The 19,535-nt window shown below is 70.2% G+C and carries 19 protein-coding genes; 4 read left to right on the forward strand and 15 right to left on the reverse strand.

All coding sequences use genetic code 11. From position 1 onward, the window contains the following. Nucleotides 1-168: 168 nt before the first annotated feature. The 4 genes from ACXAFN_RS10805 to ACXAFN_RS10820 all read left to right on the forward strand — a co-directional run bounded on the left by ACXAFN_RS10805 (nucleotide 169) and on the right by ACXAFN_RS10820 (nucleotide 2,794). Nucleotides 169-450, forward strand: a complete 282-nt coding sequence (locus tag ACXAFN_RS10805; protein WP_474988592.1) for a pentapeptide MXKDX repeat protein — start codon at nucleotides 169-171, stop codon at nucleotides 448-450. A gap of 84 nt (nucleotides 451-534) precedes the next feature. Further along, the gene (locus ACXAFN_RS10810; protein WP_474988594.1) at nucleotides 535-1,425 is read left to right on the forward strand and encodes a cytochrome b/b6 domain-containing protein; all 891 of its coding nucleotides are present in this window, start codon (nucleotides 535-537) and stop codon (nucleotides 1,423-1,425) included. Then, nucleotides 1,406-2,176 carry a molybdopterin-binding protein gene (locus ACXAFN_RS10815; protein WP_474988596.1) on the forward strand — a complete coding sequence of 257 codons (771 nt, stop codon included), beginning with the start codon at nucleotides 1,406-1,408 and terminating at the stop codon, nucleotides 2,174-2,176. The genes ACXAFN_RS10810 and ACXAFN_RS10815 overlap by 20 nt, the downstream gene beginning before the upstream one ends. Before the next feature lie 69 nt (nucleotides 2,177-2,245). Beyond that, a complete protein-coding gene (locus tag ACXAFN_RS10820; RefSeq protein ID WP_474988598.1) occupies nucleotides 2,246-2,794 on the forward strand; it encodes a hypothetical protein in 549 nt (182 codons plus the stop codon). A 73-nt stretch (nucleotides 2,795-2,867) separates the two neighbouring features. On the opposite strand, the gene ahpF is transcribed toward ACXAFN_RS10820, so the two are convergent. From ahpF to ACXAFN_RS10895, 15 genes are all read right to left on the reverse strand, one after another. Then, nucleotides 2,868-4,421, reverse strand: coding sequence for an alkyl hydroperoxide reductase subunit F (gene ahpF, locus ACXAFN_RS10825; protein WP_474988599.1), 1,554 nt, complete (start codon nucleotides 4,419-4,421; stop codon nucleotides 2,868-2,870). A 236-nt stretch (nucleotides 4,422-4,657) separates the two neighbouring features. Next, complete coding sequence (gene ahpC / locus ACXAFN_RS10830; protein ID WP_474988601.1) at nucleotides 4,658-5,221, reverse strand: alkyl hydroperoxide reductase subunit C; 564 nt, start codon at nucleotides 5,219-5,221, stop codon at nucleotides 4,658-4,660. A 132-nt stretch (nucleotides 5,222-5,353) separates the two neighbouring features. After that, nucleotides 5,354-6,013 (reverse strand): OmpA/MotB family protein, encoded by a 660-nt coding sequence (locus ACXAFN_RS10835; protein ID WP_474988603.1) that lies wholly within the window; start codon nucleotides 6,011-6,013, stop codon nucleotides 5,354-5,356. Further along, nucleotides 6,006-6,824 (reverse strand): motility protein A, encoded by an 819-nt coding sequence (locus ACXAFN_RS10840; protein WP_394590058.1) that lies wholly within the window; start codon nucleotides 6,822-6,824, stop codon nucleotides 6,006-6,008. Before ACXAFN_RS10840 ends, ACXAFN_RS10835 begins: the two co-directional genes overlap by 8 nt. Before the next feature lie 302 nt (nucleotides 6,825-7,126). Then, nucleotides 7,127-7,828 carry an RNA polymerase sigma factor FliA gene (locus ACXAFN_RS10845; protein ID WP_474988604.1) on the reverse strand — a complete coding sequence of 234 codons (702 nt, stop codon included), beginning with the start codon at nucleotides 7,826-7,828 and terminating at the stop codon, nucleotides 7,127-7,129. Between the two features lie 39 nt (nucleotides 7,829-7,867). After that, nucleotides 7,868-8,269 carry a flagellar protein FlhE gene (locus tag ACXAFN_RS10850; protein WP_474988605.1) on the reverse strand — a complete coding sequence of 134 codons (402 nt, stop codon included), beginning with the start codon at nucleotides 8,267-8,269 and terminating at the stop codon, nucleotides 7,868-7,870. After that, nucleotides 8,266-8,787 (reverse strand): hypothetical protein, encoded by a 522-nt coding sequence (locus ACXAFN_RS10855; RefSeq protein ID WP_474988607.1) that lies wholly within the window; start codon nucleotides 8,785-8,787, stop codon nucleotides 8,266-8,268. The genes ACXAFN_RS10850 and ACXAFN_RS10855 overlap by 4 nt, the downstream gene beginning before the upstream one ends. After that, nucleotides 8,784-11,066, reverse strand: a complete 2,283-nt coding sequence (flhF, locus tag ACXAFN_RS10860) for a flagellar biosynthesis protein FlhF (RefSeq protein WP_474988609.1) — start codon at nucleotides 11,064-11,066, stop codon at nucleotides 8,784-8,786. Before flhF ends, ACXAFN_RS10855 begins: the two co-directional genes overlap by 4 nt. 5 nt (nucleotides 11,067-11,071) lie before the next feature. After that, entirely contained in the window at nucleotides 11,072-13,153 is a 2,082-nt protein-coding gene (flhA, locus tag ACXAFN_RS10865) for a flagellar biosynthesis protein FlhA (RefSeq protein ID WP_474988611.1), read from the reverse strand. Continuing rightward, complete coding sequence (flhB, locus tag ACXAFN_RS10870) at nucleotides 13,150-14,316, reverse strand: flagellar biosynthesis protein FlhB (protein WP_474988612.1); 1,167 nt, start codon at nucleotides 14,314-14,316, stop codon at nucleotides 13,150-13,152. The genes flhA and flhB overlap by 4 nt, the downstream gene beginning before the upstream one ends. 227 nt (nucleotides 14,317-14,543) lie before the next feature. Continuing rightward, nucleotides 14,544-15,230 carry a protein phosphatase CheZ gene (cheZ, locus tag ACXAFN_RS10875; protein ID WP_474988614.1) on the reverse strand — a complete coding sequence of 229 codons (687 nt, stop codon included), beginning with the start codon at nucleotides 15,228-15,230 and terminating at the stop codon, nucleotides 14,544-14,546. Nucleotides 15,231-15,278: 48 nt separating this feature from the next. Next, entirely contained in the window at nucleotides 15,279-15,668 is a 390-nt protein-coding gene (gene cheY, locus ACXAFN_RS10880; RefSeq protein WP_474988615.1) for a chemotaxis response regulator CheY, read from the reverse strand. A 64-nt stretch (nucleotides 15,669-15,732) separates the two neighbouring features. Beyond that, a complete protein-coding gene (locus ACXAFN_RS10885) occupies nucleotides 15,733-17,442 on the reverse strand; it encodes a methyl-accepting chemotaxis protein (RefSeq protein ID WP_474988617.1) in 1,710 nt (569 codons plus the stop codon). A 55-nt stretch (nucleotides 17,443-17,497) separates the two neighbouring features. Continuing rightward, nucleotides 17,498-18,559: a protein-glutamate methylesterase/protein-glutamine glutaminase gene (locus tag ACXAFN_RS10890; protein WP_474988618.1), complete on the reverse strand. Its 1,062-nt coding sequence runs from the start codon at nucleotides 18,557-18,559 to the stop codon at nucleotides 17,498-17,500. 103 nt (nucleotides 18,560-18,662) lie between these two features. Further along, entirely contained in the window at nucleotides 18,663-19,535 is an 873-nt protein-coding gene (locus tag ACXAFN_RS10895; RefSeq protein WP_474988620.1) for a CheR family methyltransferase, read from the reverse strand.

A 19,535-nucleotide genomic window follows, 5' to 3' on the forward strand; every position in this document is an offset into this window, starting at 1 on the left:
ACGGTTCGGATCCCACTCTAGAGCCCCCGCACGGCGGATGCATCACGAAAGCGTCACGCCCCTCGCGAGTACGTGATGATTTCGTGATGTCTTGCCGTCGATAGCTGCTAGCTTGAGACAGGCCACCGCAAGCATCGCCGGTGGCTCATACAACAATGGAGGTCGATGATGATCAAGCTATCTCAGCACCCCAGGACCGCACTGTTCGCCGCCCTGCTGGGCACCGCCCTGCTGCTCCCGGCGACCGCCCTGGCCGCGCATCATGAGGAAGGCGAGAGCATGGAACAGGATGCCATGTCCAACGGGGACAGCATGGAGCATGACGCCATGGGCGAGGATGCCATGTCCGGCGACGCCATGGGTGAGGACAACATGGATCACGATGCCATGGGCGACGATGCCATGATGGAGGAAGACGAAGAGATGATGGAGGAAGACGGCGAAATGTGATGCTCGCCGCCTGCAGCCGGCCGGTGCCGACATCCCGCTCACCGGTCGGCGTTTTCTCGCCCTTCAGCCCAGGGAGGCGACACCATGAGCGTCTTCGGCAAGCCCCGTGCGGGCACCGCGCAGGCGCCGACGGTCATCAAGCGCCACACGCCGTTCACTCGCGTCTGGCACTGGGTGAACCTGGCCTGCCTGATCATCCTGCTGATGAGCGGCCTGCAGATCTTCAACGCCCACCCGGCACTCTACTGGGGCAAGGATTCTCACTTCGACAGCCCGGCGCTGTCGATCGGCGCCGAACGCGACGCCCAGGACGAGTGGCGCGGCGTCACCCGCCTCGGCGGCTGGCGCTTCGACACCACCGGCGTGCTCGGCGTCTCGGGGCCCGCCGACGACCTGGAGCGGCGCGCCTTCCCGGCCTGGGCGACCCTGCCCGGCCCGCGCTGGCTGGCCATGGGCCGTCAGTGGCACTTCCTCGCCGGCTGGATCTTCGCGCCCATGCTCACCGCCTACCTGATCTACCTGGTGGTGAGCGGTCAACTGAAGCGACGGCTGCTGCCACGACGGCGGGAATGGCGACACCTCGGCGCCACCATCGTCGAGCACGCGCGACTGAAATTCCCCCGCGGCGAGGAAGCCCGCCACTACAACATCCTGCAGAAGCTCACCTATCTGCTGGTGCTGTTCGTGATCACCCCGCTGGTGATCCTCACCGGCCTGACCATGTCGCCGACCATGGACGCCGCCTGGCCCTGGCTGCTCGACGCCTTCGGCGGCCGCCAGAGCGCCCGGACCATCCACTTCCTGTGCGCCCTGGCCCTGGTGCTGTTCTTGCTGGTGCATGTGGCCCTGGTGCTGCTGTCCGGCGTGTTCAACAACCTGCGCTCGATGATCACCGGGCGCTATGCGCTTCCCCCCGCCCTTCCCACGACGCAGCCCTCACAGCAGGAGGCCCACGATGAGCAAAACGACCGATAACGGCCGTCGCCGCTTCCTGACCCGCACCCTGCTGGCCGGCGGCGCGACCCTGCTCGCCGGCTGCGACCGGCTGTCGCGCAGCGATGCCATGGGCAGGCTGTTCGATGCCAGCGAATCGCTGACCCGGCGCGCCCATCGCCTGCTGGCTTCCCGGGAGTCGCTGGCCCGGGAGTACGACCGCGCCGATATCGCGCCGACCTTCCGCGCCAACGGCACCACCCGGCCCGACGAGGCCGAGTACCAGCGGCTGGCCGCGGGCGGCTTTCGCGACTGGCGCCTTGAGGTCGACGGCCTGGTCGAATCGCCCGCGGCCTTCAGCCTGGCGGCCCTCAAGGCCATGCCGTCGCGCACCCAGATCACCCGCCACGACTGCGTGGAGGGCTGGAGCTGCATCGGCCAGTGGACCGGAGTTCCGCTCGGCGACCTGCTGGACCGGGTCGGGGTCCGCGACGAGGCCCGCTTCGTGGTCTTCCACTGCGCCGACCGCTACCGCGGCGGCGATGCCTACTACGAGAGCCTCGACCTGCGCGAGGCCTACCATCCCCAGACCCTGCTGGCCTACGGCCTCAACGACGCCGACGTGCCCGTCGCCAACGGCGCCCCGCTGCGGCTGCGCGCCGAGCGCCAGCTCGGCTACAAGATGGCCAAGTACCTGATGCGCATCGAGCTCGTCGCGAGCTTCGACCACCTGGGCCGCGGCAAGGGCGGCTACTGGGAGGACCGCGGCTACAACTGGTGGGCCGGCATCTGAGCCCGGGCCCCGGACAGCCACGAGCGAGTCGTGCTAGCCTGCGGCATTTTCCCGGTCATGGATGCCCGCATGCGCCCGTCTCTGCTCCTCAAGCCCTTCTCGTGCGGCCTGCTGGCCCTGGGCCTCGTCGCCGCGTCGTACGCCGGCAGCTTCAACACCACCGAGGCCCGAGCCCACGGCGACTGGCACTCCCTGGTGCTTGAACTGGGCGATGAGCGCCACGTGCGGGCCCTGGAGCAGCGCAGCTACGCCGACAGCGTGTTCAGCCTCAATGCCACGCCGGGGGCCTGCGACCGTCCCTGGCTGGAGCTGCGCGTCGAGCTCGGCGAGGTCCAGGCCGAGACCGCCACGGTCAACCGGGTGCCGGCGGACCTGCTGATCGACCGGGGCTGGGTCCACCAGGGCCAGGCCGACTTCATCACCGAACGCGGCAACAGCGGCTTCTACGCCCGCCTGATCCTGCCCGATACCCAGGCCGTGCTCGACGAGATGCAAGGCGGCGAGACGCTGCGCCTGCGCATCCATCGCGCCGAGGACGACTACTGGTTCCTGGTCTTCAGCCTGTCGGGCTTCGGGGACGCCCGGGACCGCATGCAGCGGCTCTGCCGCGCCGGCTGAGCCTTTCTCTGCCCGCAACGCAGGACGCCCCCGCCGCGGTACGGCGAGGGCGTCCGGCACGAACGGCGGGCGATCAACTGCGGATCAGGTGATCGAAGGCGCCCAGGGCGGCCTTGGAGCCCTCGCCCATGGCGATCACGATCTGCTTGTAGGGCACGGTGGTCACGTCGCCGGCGGCGAAGATGCCGGGCACCGAGGTCATGCCATGCGCGTCGACCACGATCTCGCCGCGCTCGGAGAGCTCGATGGGCGAATCCTTCAGCCACTCGGTGTTGGGCACCAGGCCGATCTGCACGAAGACGCCCTCGAGGGCCAGCTCGCGCAGCTCGCCGGAGGCGCGTTCCTCGTAGGTCAGCCCGGTGACGCGACTGCCGTCGCCGTTGACCTCGGTGGTGCGCGCGCCCTTGATCACCTCGACGTTGGGCAGGCTGGCGAGCTTCTTCTGCAGCACCTCGTCGGCGCGCAGCTCGTCCATGAACTCGATCAGCGTCACCTCGCCGACGATGCCGGCCAGGTCGATGGCCGCCTCGACGCCGGAGTTGCCGCCGCCGATCACCGCCACCCGCTTGCCCTTGAACAGCGGGCCGTCGCAGTGCGGGCAGTAGGCCACGCCCTTGTTGCGGTACTCGGCCTCGCCGGGCACGTTCATCGCGCGCCAGCGGGCGCCGGTGGCCAGCACCAGGGTCCGGCTCCTGAGGCTGGCGCCGGATTCGAAGCGCACCTCGTGCTCGCCGCCCGGCTCGCCCGGCACCAGCGCGACGGCGCGCTGCAGGTTCATGATGTCGACGTCGTATTCCTTGACGTGCTCTTCCAGCGCCGCGGCCAGCTTGGGGCCCTCGGTGTGGGGCACCGAGATCAGGTTCTCGATGGCCAGGGTATCCAGCACCTGGCCGCCGAAGCGCTCGGCGGCCACGCCGGTGCGGATGCCCTTGCGCGCCGCATAGACCGCCGCCGCGGCGCCGGCCGGACCGCCGCCGATCATCAGCGTGTCGAAGGCGGCCTTCTCGCTGATCCTGGCGGCCTCGCGCTCGGCGGCGCCGGTGTCGACCCTGGCCAGGATCTGCTCCAGGCTCATGCGGCCCTGGTCGAAGGGCTCGCCGTTGACGAACACGCTGGGCACCGACATCACCTCGCGAGCCTCGACCTCGTCCTGGAACAGGGCGCCGTCGATGGCGTCGTGGGAGATGCGCGGATTGAGGATCGCCATCAGGTTCAGCGCCTGAACCACGTCCGGGCAGTTCTGGCACGACAGCGAGAAGTAGGTCTCGAAGTGCAGGTCGGCGTCGAGGGAGCGGATCTGCTCGATGACCTCGTCGCTGGCCTTGGGCGGATGGCCGCCCACCTGCAGCAGGGCCAGCACCAGGGAGGTGAACTCGTGGCCCATGGGAATGCCGGCGAACACCACGCCGGTGGGCTCGCCGTCGCGGTGCAGGGCGAAGGACGGCGCGCGGCGGTCACGGCCCTCGGTGGACAGGGTGATCCTGTCGCAGAGCCCGGCGATATCACGCAGCAGCGCGTGGAGTTCCTTGGACTTGTCGCCGTCATCCAGGGTGGCGACCAGCTCAAAGGGTTGCGTGACCTTGTCGAGATAGGCTTTCAGCTGTTGCTTCAGAGAGTCGTCCAACATGACGGCGGCAATCCTCGATGCGGGTAGATAGCGGACACGACCTCCCCGTGCGGGCCACGATGGGGCTCGCCGGATGGGGCGGGGTGTCATGGAAACGTCGGAGTAGAACCCCATCGAGACGCCGTCTCGATCTCGCTTGCGCGACTGGTTGGACGACCGAGGTGAGGCCGACTCGATGGGGTAAACCGGGGCGGGAGTCGACGGCTCCCGCGGATCAGCGATCCATCAGCGTTTGCTTAGATCTTGCCGACCAGATCCAGTGAAGGAGCCAGCGTCTCTTCGCCTTCTTCCCACTTGGCCGGGCAGACCTCGTTGGGGTTGGCGCGGACATACTGGGCGGCCTTGACCTTGCGCAGCAGCTCCTCGGCGTTGCGGCCGATGTTGCCGGCGTTGAGCTCGATGATCTGGATCTTGCCGTCCGGGTCGACGACGAAGGTGCCACGATCGGCGACGCCGTCTTCCTCGATCAGCACCTCGAAGTTGCGCGACACGACGTGGGTCGGGTCGGCCAGCATCGGGTACTGGAGCTTGCCGATGGTCTCGGAGCTGTCGTGCCAGGCCTTGTGGGTGAAGTGGGTGTCGGTGGACACGCCGTAGATCTCGACGCCGAGCTCCTTGAAGGCCTCGTAGTTGTCGGCCAGGTCGCCGAGCTCGGTGGGGCAGACGAAGGTGAAGTCGGCCGGGTAGAAGAAGAAGATGCTCCACTGGCCCTTCAGGCTCTCGTCGGAGACCTCGATGAAGTCGCCGTTGTGGTAGGCGGTGGCCTTGAAGGGTTTGACGTCGGTATTGAGCAGGGACATCGCGTTGCTATCCTCGTTGCGGTGGGTGTGTGGTGAAGACAGGAACGAGAATACCGACGAGCGGATGATAGATTAAATTGAATGGCCCGATCTTTTTGATAGCTTACAGCTAACTCCTGGCTGACCCGGTCCTCAGGCGCCGGCGGGCGCCCGCCACACCAGCTCGACGCGCCGGTTGGCGGCCCGCCCCTCGGCATCCGCGTTGGCCGCCAGGGGCCGGGTGTCGGCGTAGCCGATGGCGCGCAGGCGCTCCCGCGCCACCCCGGCGGCCGCCAGGGCGCGCACCACGACGCTGGCCCGCCCGGTGGACAACTCCCAGTTGGAGGGAAAACGCGAGGTGGCGATGGGCAGGCTGTCGGTATGGCCCTCCACCGAGATCACTCCGCCCAGGTCGGCCAGCCGCTCGGCGAGACGCGCCAGCACCCGTCGGCCGCCCTCGGTCACTCGGGCGCGGCCGCTGTCGAACAGCAGCCGCTCCTCGATCCGCAGCGTCAGCCCCTGGCGGGTGCGCTCGACGCTGACGCCCTCGATGCCGAGCCCCCGGAAGCGCGGCTGAAGCCCTGAATGCCGCGGCTTGAGCCCCTCGCCGATCGCCAGCGCGGCCTGCCGGGCCGAGGGCGTGAGAGCCTCCGCCGGCGCCCGGGCCGGGGTGAGGCTGGCCATGGACAGCAGCAGCACGAACAGGGTGATCAGCAGGGTCAACACGTCCAGGTAGCTCATCAGCCAGCTCTCGCCCTCGGCGCCAGCCTGCGCCGGCGGCGCGAGCGCCTGGCGGGTGTCGCGGTCAAGCACGCTGGCCGGCCTCCGCGTCGTCGCGATCCCCTGGCCGTACCGGGTCGCGGATCTCGTCGTGGTAGTTGGCGACGAAGGAGTTCAGCGTCTCCTCGATGAACGACGGCAGGCGCCGCTTGGTGATCAGCGAGATGCCCTCGAGCACCATGTTCATGGCGATCAGGCGTTCCTCGGTGCGCCGCTCGAGCTTCACCGCAATCGGCTTGAACACCAGGTTGGCCAGCAGGATGCCGTAGAAGGTGGTGAGCAGCGCCACCGCCATGCGCGGTCCGATGACGTTCAGGTCGCCGGCCTCCATCACCTCCAGCATGTTCACCAGCCCCACCAGGGTGCCGATCATGCCGAAGGCCGGCGCGTAGGTGGCCATGGTGCGAAATATCTGCGCCTCGGCGTGCTCGCGGGCCTTGAGCCGGGCGATGCGCCAGCGCAGCAGGTCGAAGATCTCCTCTTCCTTGGTGTTGGCGATGACCAGCTGAATGCCGGTACGCAGGAAGGGATTGCGGGCCTGCTCCAGGGCCGCCTCCACGGCGCGCACGTCGCCCTTGAACCACAGCCGCGACATGTCCACCAGCTCGCGGATGTCGTCGCGGATATAGGTGTTCTCACGTCGGAAGACGATACCGACCAGCCGCACCACCCGCACCACCTCCTTGAGCGGGTAGCTGATGAAGGTCGCGGCCAGGGTGCCGGCCAGCACGATGGCCAGCCCCGGGAGGTTGACGAAGCTCTGCGGCGACTCGGCGGTGAACAGCAGGACACTCGCCAGCAGCACGATGCTGGCCAGGATCCCGATCAGGGTGGACGGGTTCATGGGGGCTCCCTGTCAAAAAGACGACGTTGTTGAGTATTCATCGGCCTGCAACGGCCGGATAAGCTGTGTAGCCACAAGAGTTGAGCACCAGCATGGCGGCCCATTACCGTGACTGACGCCGCTCGGGGCTGATCCGTCGACAGCTCTGCGAGGGGGCGCTGTGAACCCCTCCCTGGGCGCTACCGATGCCATCCCTGGCGTAGGACCTCCTCTTCGAGCTGTCCCCGGCGCCCCTCGACTCCCCTCCTAGCACTTCACGCGGATGGAGAGTCATCGACCTCGAACAGCCGAGCTTGATGCGGTCAAGTGTCGCGCAGCTTTCCACGCAACCTGCCCACGGCCTGGCTGTGGAGCTGACAGACCCGGGACTCGGTAACGCCGAGCACGGCACCGATCTCCTTGAGGTTGAGCTCTTCCTGGTAGTAGAGCGCCATCAGCAGCTTCTCGCGCTCCGGCAGCGCCGCGATGGCCTCGACCAGCCGCGCGCGCTGCTGGTGGTCGACCAGTCGGGAGAACGGCGTCTCGGCGCCGTCGCCCTGCAGCCGCCCCTCGCCGCCCTCGGCCATCAGTTCCTCGAAGGGCAGCAGCTGGCCGCTGTTGGTATCGCTGAGCAGCCGGCGATAGCTCTCGAGGTCCATGTCCAGGGCCGCGGCGATCTCGGTCTCTTCGGCCGGCCGGCCCAGTTCCTGCTCCAGCCGGCGCGCCGCCTCGTCGGCGGCGCGGGCATTGCGTCGCACGCTGCGCGGCAGCCAGTCGCGGCTGCGCAGCTCGTCGAGCATGGCGCCGCGGATGCGCTGGCTGGCGAAGGTCGCGAAGCTGGCACCCTGGGCCGAATCGAAACGGCCCAGGGCCTCCAGCAGGCCCACGGTGCCGGCCTGGATCAGGTCGTCCAGCTCGATGCTCGCCGGCAGGCGTACCTGCAGCGCCAGCGCCTGACGACGCACCAGCGGCAGATAGTCATCCAGCAGCGCATCCTGTTCGATCTTGCCTTGTGCTGTGTACATGGCTCAGCCTCGCCTCTCTGCTCTCACGGGCCTTGGGCCTTACTGAAAGTTCACGATCACCTGCAGCCCCTCGACCACCAGCGGGGCCTGCCCCGCGGTGGGCGAGAAGCGAAAGCTCAGCGGCACCCCGGCGGGCAACCCCGCCAGGGCCTCGCTGCGGCCTCGCCGGGCCGGCAGCGCCACGCAGCCGGCCGGGTGGCAGAGCCGGCCGTGCCAGGCCTGGCCGGGCGGCACCCGGAAGCGCCAGCGCACCTCGGCGATGCGCCCCTCGGTGCCGGCGGGAGGCGCCAGCGCCTCGCTGGCGGTTTCCCGCCCGGCCACCGCCGCCCGCAGCGCCGGCGCCTCGGCCACCCAGCTGCCGGCCGCCTGGGCCGTCGACACCGGGGCGGCCAGGGCGACCAGCCAGCCGGCGAGGCACCACGAGCCGACATGCCGCCTCATGCCATCACCAGCAGGTCGATGCCGAAATAGTGCCGGGCGGCCTGGCGCAGGTTGTCGAGCAGCCCCTGGCGCGGCAGGCCCGGGGGATGCACGGCCAGCAGGCGCTTCGGACCGCCGCCCTGTGCCAGCCGGCCGAGCACCGCGAAGGCACGACGGAAGGCCTCGCCGTCGGCCCCCACCCACAGTGCCCAGCGCAGCTGCTGCTGGGCCAGCAGGTCCAGGTGCGGGCTGGACGCCGCCAGCGGCACCACCTTCCAGCGCCGCGGATCGCCCACCCAGCGGCGGCCGTGGCCGGCCCAGTGCTCGAGCAGTTCCGTCACCCGTTCGGCCTGCGCCGGGGCGGTGCCCGGCAGCCCCACCACCATCAGGGTGGTGAGCGGCCCCGCGGCGACCTCGTTCCGAGGCAAGGTCGCCGGCGACCCGGCGGCGGGCGCCGACTCGACAACGGTTTCGGCCGCTGGTCGCTCGATGCTGGCCGCCCAGGCCCTGAGCCCCGCCGCCTGATCGCCCTCGATCACCGCACGCCCTCCAGGCCGGCCGCCCCGACGTGACGAATCGCATCCCGGGCCATCAGCAGGTGCAGCAGCGCCTCCAGCAGCGCGCCCTCGCGGCGCCGGCGACGCCCGCCCAGCAGCGTCAGCAGGTCGCCGCGCAGCTGCTCGGCCTCGGCGTCATCGGCCTGATCCAGGTGGCTCGCCGAGGCGGCCAGGCCGGCGGCCAGCAGCTGGCGCACCTCTCGATCGGTCTCCGCCGGCAGCGTCTCCTGCAGGCGCTCCCAGGCGCGACGCACCTGGCGCGGCAGGGCCTCGCCGTGCACCCGGCTGACCAGCAACGGCAGGGCATCCTCGGCGCTGCGCAGCGGCGTCAGCCAGTAACGCTGGCCCAGCGTGCGGCCGCTCTCGGGATCGACCAGGGTGGCGAACCAGGCGCTCAGCGCACAGCTCGCCGGCGCGCCGCGCCGACCTCCGGGGCCGGCCTCGACCGCCAGGCGGGCGAAGCGGACCCGGGCGGTCTGGCCGCGGAAGCGGCAGTCCCGGGTGGCGACGGCCTCGGCTTGGGCCTCCAGGCTCGACAGCGGCAGGCGCTCGCCGCCATGCACCGCGCGCTGGCCGGGGCGCGCCTGGCAGATCCAGGGGGCCCGCGTCTCGTCCAGCCACAGCCAGGTCTCGGCATCGGGCAGGGTCGGCAGCAGGTGCACGCCGACGCCCTGGGCGTCCCGGGCCCGCTCGAGGCGCGCCGGCCAGCCCGCCGGCTGGCGCTGCTGGAGATCGGGCAGCACCAGCCAGCCGCCACGGTCGTCGATGCCGAGGTCGGGCATGGCCCAGTCGGCACCCGGCAGCCGGCGGCGCGCCGCCCACAGCATGCCGGCCCGGGACAGGACTTCCGGCGGCGCGGCGAGCAGCTGCGCCAGGCGCTCCTCCTGCAGGCAGCCGGGCAGCGCCGACAGGTCCCAGGCCGCCTCCAGGGTCGCGAAACCGGTCAGCCGGCGGCGCAGGGCGTCGAGCAGCAGCCCCAGGCGGCGCCCCTGGCCGAGCAGTTCGCCGGCCCAGGGCGCCGCGTCGGCGGGCGGCGGCGGAAGGTCGTCGGCGGCGCCGGCCGCCGCCAGGGCGGCCTCCACCAGCGGCCCGGCCTCGGCCGGCGCCAGGTCCTCGGGCACCCGCTGGCCGGTGGAGACGAAACGCAGCCGCAGGCCATGACGCATCAGGGCATCGAGGGCCGGGCCCAGCTGGCCGGCCTCGTCCTGCTTGGTCAGCAGGCAGTCGTCCAGGGACACGCCGGCGGCCCGGGCGGCCTGGCGATAGCGAGTGACCACTTCCTCCAGGGTGCCAGGCTGGCTGGCGGCGTTGAGCACCAGCAGCAGGCGCACGCGCTCATCGCCACCCTGCAGCTGGGCGGCCTGGGCGATGATGCGCCGATCGCGCTGGCTCATGCCCACGGTGTCGATGATCACCCAGCGCCGGCCGCGGAGTTCGGCGAGCAGCTCGTCCAGGGATTGCTCGGGCGACAGGGCATGCAGCGGCACGCCCAGCAGCTCGGCGTAGATGCGCAGCTGTTCGTGGGCGCCGACCCGGAAGCCGTCGGTGGTCACCAGGGCGACGTTCTCGGCGCCGTGGCGCTGCACGCAGCGGGCCGCCAGCTTGGCGGTGGTGGTGGTCTTGCCGACCCCGGTGGGACCGACCAGCGCTAGGATGCCGGGGGTATCGAGGAAGCGCTCGGGATCGACGCCGGTCGGCAGGTGTGCCGCCAGCCGCCGGACCAGCCAAGCCTGGCCGGCCTCGCGATCGGCCTCGGCAGCGGCCAGCTCCGGCGGCAGGCCCTGGAGTATCTCCTCGGCGAGCGCCCGGCCGAAGCCGGCCGCGCGCAGGGTGCGGGCCAGCGTCTCGCGGCCGTCGGGCTCGGTCGAGTCCCGGACGGACGCCTGGGGGGCGGGCTGTCGGGCCAGCAGCGCCCGCATGTCCTGCATCTCGCGCAGCAATCGCTCGCTCATCGCCGCCAGCTCGCCGCCTCCATCGGCGGACGACGAAGGCTCGGTACCGGGCGGGCGCGCGGCGGTCGCAGCGGCACGTGGCGTCGCCGCCACCTTGTCCGCCGTGGCAACAGCCCCGTCGTCGCCGGACGCCGCCGCGAGGGCCCGGGACGAGGCCATGGCGTCGACCGCCTCGTCGGCCATGGCCAGGATCTCCACCCCCGACTCGCTGGGGCGATTGGCCAGGATCAGGGCCTCGTCGCCCAGCGCGGCGCGCACCTTGCGCATCGCCTCGCGGCTGGTTTCGCCCACGAATCGCATGACGCTCATCTCGCTCACTGTCCTCCGATCAGGGTGGTGACCCGCAGGGTGCGGTCATCGGGAATCTCGGCCTGGGACATCACCGCCAGGTGGCGCAGGCGACGCCGCAGGAAGCGCGCCAGCACCGGGCGCAGCGAGTGCTGGACCACCAGCACCGGCGGCTCGCCGCTGGCCTCGTGGCGGGCCACGGCCTGCTCGGCCTGGTCCATCAGGGTCTGGGCCAGCCCCGGTTCCAGGGCGCCGCTGCCGTTCATGGCCTGGTGCAGCACCTGCTCGAGCTGGCCGTCCAGGCCCATCACGTTGAGGGTCTCGTGGCCGGCGAACCACTGCTGGGTGATGGCGCGGCCCAGCGCCACGCGGACCACCGCGGTCAGCTCGCCCGGGTCCTGCTGCTGGGGGGCGTGCTCGGCCAGGGCGTCGAGGATGGTGCGCAGGTCGCGGATCGAGACCTCCTCCTCGAGCAGGTTCTGCAGGATGCGCTGCAGCACGGTCAGCGAGATGGCCTTGGGCACCACCTCCTCGACCAGCGGCTTGTGATCCTCGCCCAGCTTGTCGAGCAGCTTCTGCACCTCCTGGCGGCCGAGCATCTCGGCGGAGTGGCGATGCAGCAGGTGGTTGAGATGAGTGGCCACCACGGTGCTGGCGTCGACCACGGTGTAGCCGTAGACCTGGGCATGCTCGCGCTGCTCGGTGTCGATCCACACCGCCGGCAGGCCGAAGGCCGGGTCCTGGGTGGGGGTGCCGGCCAGCTCGCCGGAGACCTGGCCCGGATCGATGGCCAGCCAGCGTCCCGGGAAGGCCTCGGCGCGGCCGATCTCGGCGCCCTTGAGGCTCAGGGTGTAGGCGTTGGGCGAGAGCTCCAGGTTGTCGCGGATGTGCACCACCGGCGGCAGGAAGCCGACCTCCTGGGCGAACTTCTTGCGCACGCTCTTGATGCGGCCGAGCAGCTCGCCCTTCTGCTGGGCATCGACCATGGGAATCAGCCGGTGGCCGACCTCGAGGCCCAGGGTGTCGACCAGCTGGACGTCCTCCCAGCTGGCCTCCGGGGCCTCCGGTGCCGGGGGCGGCGCGGCCTGGGTCTGCTCCTCGACCAGCCGGCGCTCCCTCTGGCGCATCATCCACCAGGCCAGGCCGCCGAGCAGGGCGGTGAACAGCAGGAACACCAGGTTGGGCATGCCCGGCACCAGGCCCAGCAGCCCCATCACGCCGGCGGCCAGCAGCATCACCTGGGGATTGACGAACAGCTGGCTGATCATCTGCTGGCCGACGTCCTGGTCGGTGGTGACCCGCGACACGGTGACGCCGGCGGCGGTGGAGATCACCAGCGCCGGGATCTGCGCCACCAGGCCGTCGCCGATGGTCAGCAGCACATAGGTGCGGGCGGCATCATTGAAGGCCATGTCGTGCTGCAGCAGGCCGATCAGCAGGCCGCCGATGATGTTGACCACCATGATCACCAGGCCCGCCATGGCGTCGCCACGCACGAACTTGCTGGCGCCGTCCATGGAGCCGTAGAAGTCGGCCTCCTGGGACACATCGGCGCGACGCTGGCGCGCCTCGTCCTCGCCGATCAGCCCGGCATTGAGGTCGGCGTCGATGGCCATCTGCTTGCCGGGCATGGCGTCGAGCATGAAGCGAGCGCCCACTTCGGCGATGCGCCCGGCGCCCTTGGTGATGACCATGAAGTTGATGATCACCAGGATCGCGAACACCACCAGGCCGACGGCGAAGTTGCCGCCGACCAGGAACTGGCCGAAGGCCTCGATGACCTTGCCGGCGGCGTCGCCGCCCTGGTGGCCCTCCATCAGCACCACCCGGGTCGAGGCCACGTTGAGCGACAGTCGCAACAGGGTGGTGAACAGCAGCACCGCCGGGAAGGCGGCGAAGTCCAGGGGCTTCTGGGTGAACATGCTGACCAGCAGCACCATCACCGCCATGGCGATGTTGAAGGTGAACAGCAGGTCCAGCGCAAAGGGCGGCAGCGGCAGGATCATCATCGATAGGATCATGATGATCAGCAGCGGACCGGCCAGCACCTTCACCGGCACGCCGGCCATCCAGTTGCGTCGCGGCAGATAGTGGCTCAGGGCCTTCATGCTCGTGCCTCGTCGGTGTCATCGTCCGGCCCCGGCGCCGCCATGGCGTCCGGAATCGGCAGGTTCTCGGGGGTCGGCGGCGCCTCGCCGCCCTCCTCGGCGACGCGCTTCAGGCCGAAGGCCCAGGCCAGCACCTCGGCCACCGCGGTGTAGAGGTCGGCGGGGATCTCGGCCTCCAGGTCCACATAGTGGTAGAGCGAGCGGGCCAGCGGGGGCGCCTCCAGGCGCGGCACCCCGGCCTCCTCCGCGACCTCCCGGATGCGCGCCGCCACGGCGTCGGCGCCCTTGGCCACCACCCGGGGTGCGGCCATGCCAGCCTGCTCGTACTTGAGCGCCACGGCATAGTGCGTGGGGTTGGTGATGACCACGTCGGCCTCGGGCACCTGGCTCATCATTCGGCCCCGGGCCATGGCCTGCTGCTGCTGGCGGATCCGGCCCTTGACCAGGGGGTCGCCCTCGGATTCCTTGTGCTCGCGCTTGACCTCGTCCTTGGACATGCGCAGCTGCTTGGCATGGCTCCACAGCTGGTAGGGCACGTCGATCAGGATCACCACCAGCAGGGTCAGCACCATCAGCCCGCAGGCCTCGGCGGCCATCCACATCGCCTTGGCCAGGGCCTGCTGGATGGGCATGCTCATCAGCGCCATGAAGTCGCCCCGGTGCAGGTAGAGGTAGGCGAGCCCTACGCTGCCCACCAGCACCGCCTTGGCGATGGCCTTGGAAAGCTCCACCAGCGCCTGGGTGCCGAGGATTCGCTTGAGCCCCTTCAGCGGGTTGAGCTTGCTGGCCTGGGGCTTGAGCGACTTGGCCGAGATCACCCAGCCGCCAAGCAGCGCCGGGGCCACCAGGGCGATCACCGTCAGCAGCAGGAACAGCGGCAGCAGGCCAATCAGGGTGCGGCGCCCCAGCGCCAGCGCCTCGACCAGCATCGGCGCGGTTTCCAGGGCCTGGCGGCGGTCGAACAGGAAGGCTTCCTCCATGACGCCGCCGATCAACTCGAAGAGCGTGCTGCCCATGGTGCCGATCCCGATCACGCCACCGAGCAGCAGCATGAAGGTGGCCAGCTCCCGGGAACGGGCGACCTGGCCCTCCTCGCGCGCCTTCTCCAGGCGTCGGGGCGTGGCATCTTCGGTCTTTTCGTCGTCGCTGGTCTCGTCGGCCATGGCCAATCACCGGGCACTCGTACGCACCCTGGCCATTATCCGGGGAGAGGGGAAGGAACGGTCACGCGAAAAGGGCCGGTTTTCGTGGGCTTATCCACGCGTCCCGGCCGCTTGCCGGTAAGGGGAAGCGGGAAGAATGCGCGGCAGCGGGGTGCGCCGTGGCGCCCCCGTCACCTCCTAGTCATCAGCCGAAAAGTCGTCGAGCGCCGCCACTTTCCGGCGATGACTCAGAAGCCCAGCTGGTCGAGCAGATCATCCACCTGATCCTGGTCGGCCACCACGTCGTCGGCCTCGGGCTTCATCTGCGGGCCGTTGAGCAGGGCGTCCTCGCGGCGCCTGGCGTCGTGCTCGCGCTGGCCGTCGGCGCGGCGCTGCATGTCCTCGCGGGTCTCGCCCTGGGGCACGCTGTCGATCAGCACCTGCACCAGCTGATGCTCGATCTCGCGAATGACGTCCATCATCTTCTTGATCACCTGGCCGGTCAGGTCCTGGAAGTCCTGGGCCATCATGATCTCGAGCAGCTCCTTGTTGGTGGCCTGGGTCGCCTCCGGCACCCGGGCCAGGTAGCCGCGGGTGTCCTTGACCAGGTCGCGGGCCTCGTCGAGCTCCTTGGGCGCGGCGAACCACTCGGCCCAGCGCGCATCCAGGGCCACGGCCTGCTGGCTGAGGTCGTCCTGCAGGGGCTGGGCGCGGTCGATGGCGTTGAGGGCACGCTCCGCCGCCTGCTCGGTCATGGTCGCCACATAGCTCAGGCGGTCCCGGGCATCGGGGATCGCATCCGCCGCCCGCTCGATCTCCTTGTCCAGGCCCAGCTCGCGCATGTTGTCCCGCAGCATGCGCGTCAGGTGGCCGATGCGCTGGACCAGCTCGTCTCCGTTCGCCTGATAGTCGCCAGGCTGCGTCTCGGTGCTCATCATCACCTCTCCTGCTTGCCGGGTCCGCCCGGGCGGACCCGACCGATGTCACATGCCCAGCTTCTCGAAGATCTTGTTGAGCTTCTCTTCGAGGGTCGCCGAGGTGAAGGGCTTGACCACATAGCCACTGGCCCCGGCCTGAGCGGCGGCGATGATGTTCTCCTTCTTGGCCTCCGCGGTGACCATCAGCACCGGCAGGTCCTTGAGGGCGTCGTCGGCGCGGATCTGCTTGAGCATCTCCAGGCCATCGAGATTCGGCATGTTCCAGTCGGACACCACGAACTCGAAGCCGCCGCCCTTGAGCTTGCCGAGGGCATCCTGGCCGTCCTCGGCCTCCTCGACGTTGGTGAAGCCCAGTTCCTTGAGCAGGCTGCGCACGATGCGCCGCATGGTCGGGAAGTCATCCACCACCAGGATGCTCATGTTCTTGTCCGCCATCGGGGATCCTCTTTTCTCGGTCGTCATGGCAATTGCAGGGCCGGCGGCAGGCCGCCGGCCGTGTTCAGAATTCTTCCCAGTCGTCCTCGGCCAGGGCCGTCGCGGCCTGACGCGGGGCCGGCGGCTCGGCCCGGGCCGGCGACCGGGACGCCGCCGCGCGGGCCGGGGGAGCGGGCGGCGCCGCCTGCGCATCGCCGGCCGGCAGGACCGCCTGCTCGCCGTTCAGGCGGAACACCGCCACGGCGCGCTCCAGGCGGGTCGCCTGTTCCTCCATGGCCGCGGCGGCGGTGGCCGCCTCCTGCACCAGGCGGGCGTTCTGCTGGGTGACCTGGTCCATCTGGCCCACCGCCTGGCTGACCTGCTCGATGCCGTCGCTCTGCTCCTGGGAGGCGGCCGAGATCTCGTCCATGATGTCGGTCACCCGACGCACGGAATTCACCACCTCCTGCATGGTCGAGCCGGCCTGCTCGACCAGCGCCGAGCCCTCCTGGACCTGGCTCACCGAGCCGTCGATGAGCGCCTTGATCTCCTTGGCCGCGGCCGCCGAGCGACTGGCCAGCTCGCGCACCTCGCCGGCCACCACCGCGAAGCCGCGGCCCTGCTCGCCGGCCCGGGCCGCCTCCACCGAGGCGTTGAGCGCCAGGATGTTGGTCTGGAAGGCGATCGAGTCGATCACCCCGGTGATGTCGGCGACCTTCTGGGAGCTGCCGGCGATGCCGTGCATGGTCTTCACCACCCGCTGGACCACCTCGCCTCCGCGCTCGGCGGTGCCGGTGGCCTCCTGGGCCAGGCCGTTGGCCTGGCGGGCATTGTCGGCGTTCTGGCGCACCGTGGCGGTGAGTTCCTCCATGCTGGAGGCGGTCTCCTCCAGGGAGGCGGCCTGCTGTTCGGTGCGCGACGACAGGTCGGCGTTACCCGAGGAAATCTCCCGGGCCCGGCCATGGATGGCACCGCTGCCCTGGCGCACGTCGCCGACGATGCTCACCAGGCCGTCCTGCATGTCGCGCATGGCGGCGAACAGCTGGCCGATCTCGTTGCGGCTCATCACCTTGATGTCATGGGACAGGTCGGCCTCGGCGATGCGCTCCAGGTTGGTCACCGCCTGGCGCAGCGGCACCACCAGCAGGCGACGCAGCACCCGATAGATCACGCCCATGATCAGCACCGCGACGCCCAGGATGACCAGCCCGATGACGGTATAGCGCTGCTCCATGGCGGCGTAGTCGGCCATCATGGCCTGGCCCCGGCTGTCGGCGTAGTGGACGAAGTCGGTCAGCGCCGCCTCGAGGGCCTGCTGGGGCTCGGCCATGCGCTGGCGCAGCTGGGCGAACGCCTGGGTATCCACCCGATCGAGCAGCCCGTGGCCCTCGCGCACCAGGGCCAGCACCTCGGCGAAGCGCTCCTCGACCCGGGCCCCCAGCGCCTCGCCCTGGGCGGTGCGCGGCACGGCGGCATAGGCCTCGAAGCGCGCCTCGGCGCGGTCGAGCTGGTCCAGGGCCGAGGCCAGGCTGGCATCGGCCTGGCTGGTGCGCCCCATCAGGAAGTGGCCGGACGCCGACTGCAGCTCGACCAGGGCACCGGTCAGCAGCGAGTCGGCGCGGTTGATCTCGTTGAGCTGGGCGACGTTGATCCGGTCCAGGGTCTCGAGGGTGTCGTGGGCCGTGCGGCTGGCCATCCAGCCCAGGCTCGCCACCACCGCCAGGAAGGCCAGGAAACACACCAGGACGCCGTTGACGACCTGACTGATACGGAAATTGCGCAGTACCTTGAGCATCGAGACGGCTCCTGTGCCGATGGTTGCTGGGCGGCCTGTCGGGCTTGGCCCTGATCTATACCCGCTGGGCGCGGCCCGAGGCGGCGACCCGCTTGAGCAGGCGCGGCGCCATCTCGTCCAGGGCGACCACCTCGGCCGCCGCCCCCAGGGCGATGGCCTCCCGCGGCATGCCGAACACCACGCAGCTGGCCTCGTCCTGGGCCAGGGTCGGCGAGCCGGCCCGGCGCATCTCCAGCAGGCCGGCGGCGCCGTCCTTGCCCATGCCGGTGAGCAGCACGCCGATGGCGTTGCGCCCGGCCTGGGTGGCCGCCGACTGGAACAGCACGTCCACCGAGGGGCGATGGCGATTGACCGGCGGGCCGTCGTCGAGACGCGCCACGTAGTTGGCCCCGCTGCGCGCCAGCTTGAGGTGGGCGTCGCCCGGGGCGATGTAGGCATGCCCGGGCAGGATGCGCTCGCCGTCGCGGGCCTCCTTGACCGAGATCTGGCAGATGCGGTCGAGGCGCTCGGCGAAGGAGCGCGTGAAGCCCCCCGGCATGTGCTGGGTGATCAGGATCGCCGGGCTGTTGGGCGGCAGCGGCTGCAGCACGCTGCGAATCGCCTCGGTCCCACCGGTGGAGGCGCCGATGATGATCAGCTTCTCGCTGGACACCAGCGGCGCCTCGAGGGTCCTGGGCGGCGGGGCATCGCGGCGGCGCGCGCGCTGGGGCCGCGAGCGCGCCGCCGCGCGCAGCTTGTCGGCGATCTCGTCGGCATAGGCCTGCATGCCGTGGCGAATGCCCAGCGATGGCTTGGCCACGAAGTCCAGGGCGCCCAGTTCCAGGGCGCGCAGGGTGACCTCGGAGCCGGCCTGGGTCAGCGACGAGACCATCAGCACCGGCATCGGCCGCAGGCGCATCAGCCGTTCCAGGAAGTCGAGGCCGTCCATGCGCGGCATCTCGACGTCCAGGGTCAGCACATCCGGGTCGTGTCGCTTGATCAGGTCGCGAGCCGCGATCGGATCCGGCGCCACCGCCACCACCTCCATGTCGGGCTGGCGGTTGATGATCTCTGTCAGCAGGTCGCGTATCAGCGCCGAATCATCGACGCACAGCACCTTGATCCTGGGTGCACTCAAGGGACATCTCCTCTCCACGGTGGCAGGCGTCGCGAGGCATGCCACCCCCGTCGCCGGCCAGTGAAAGGGCTATCGGCCGGCCAGGCGGGTTCTTTAACGGTTCTCAGTGTCGGGGCTTGCGCACGTAGACGGTCTGGCCACGCAGCCGGAAGGCGTCGGTGGTATAGGAGAAGTTCTCGGAATGTCCGGCGAACAGCAGGCCGTCGGGCTTGAGCAGCGGCGCGAAGCGCTCGAGGATCCGGGCCTGGGTCTCCTTGTCGAAGTAGATCATCACGTTGCGGCAGAAGATCGCGTCGAAGGGCCCCTTGACCGGCCAGGAGGGCGCCAGCAGGTTGAGCGCCTGGAAGTCGATCATCGCCTTGAGCTCGGGACGGACCCGAGCCAGGCCCTCGTGGCGGCCCCGGCCGCGCTGGAAGAAGCGCTTGATGCGCGCCTCGTCGAGCTTGTGGATCTGCTCCAGGGAGTAGACCCCGGCCCGCGCCTTCTCCAGCGCCTCGGTGTCGATGTCGGTGGCCACCACCTCGGCCTCGGCGGCCCGTGAGCCCAGCGCCTCGTGGAGCGACATGGCGATGGAGTAGGGCTCCTCGCCGGTGGAGGCCGCCGCGCTCCACACCCGCACCGGCCCGCGCCGCTCGCGCACCTGGGCCTCCAGCAGAGGGAAGTGATGCGCCTCGCGGAAGAAGGCCGTGAGGTTGGTGGTCAGCGCATTGGTGAAGGCCTCCCACTCACGCGCCTCGGGCTGGCGCTCGAGACGCGCCAGGTAATCCGCGAAGCGAATCAGGCCATGGTGACGCAGGCGCTTGGCGAGCCGGCTGTAGACCATCTCCCGCTTGTGTTCGGCCAGCACGATGCCGGCCCGCTGGTAGATGAGCTGGCGGATCCGGGCGAAGTCGGCGTCGGTCAGCTCGAGGTCACGCTCGAACTGGCTGCCGCTCGCCCAGCCTCCCGGCTCGGGAGTGATCAGGTCCGGTGGCAC

Source organism: Halomonas sp. ABH4_019 (assembly GCF_056159885.1).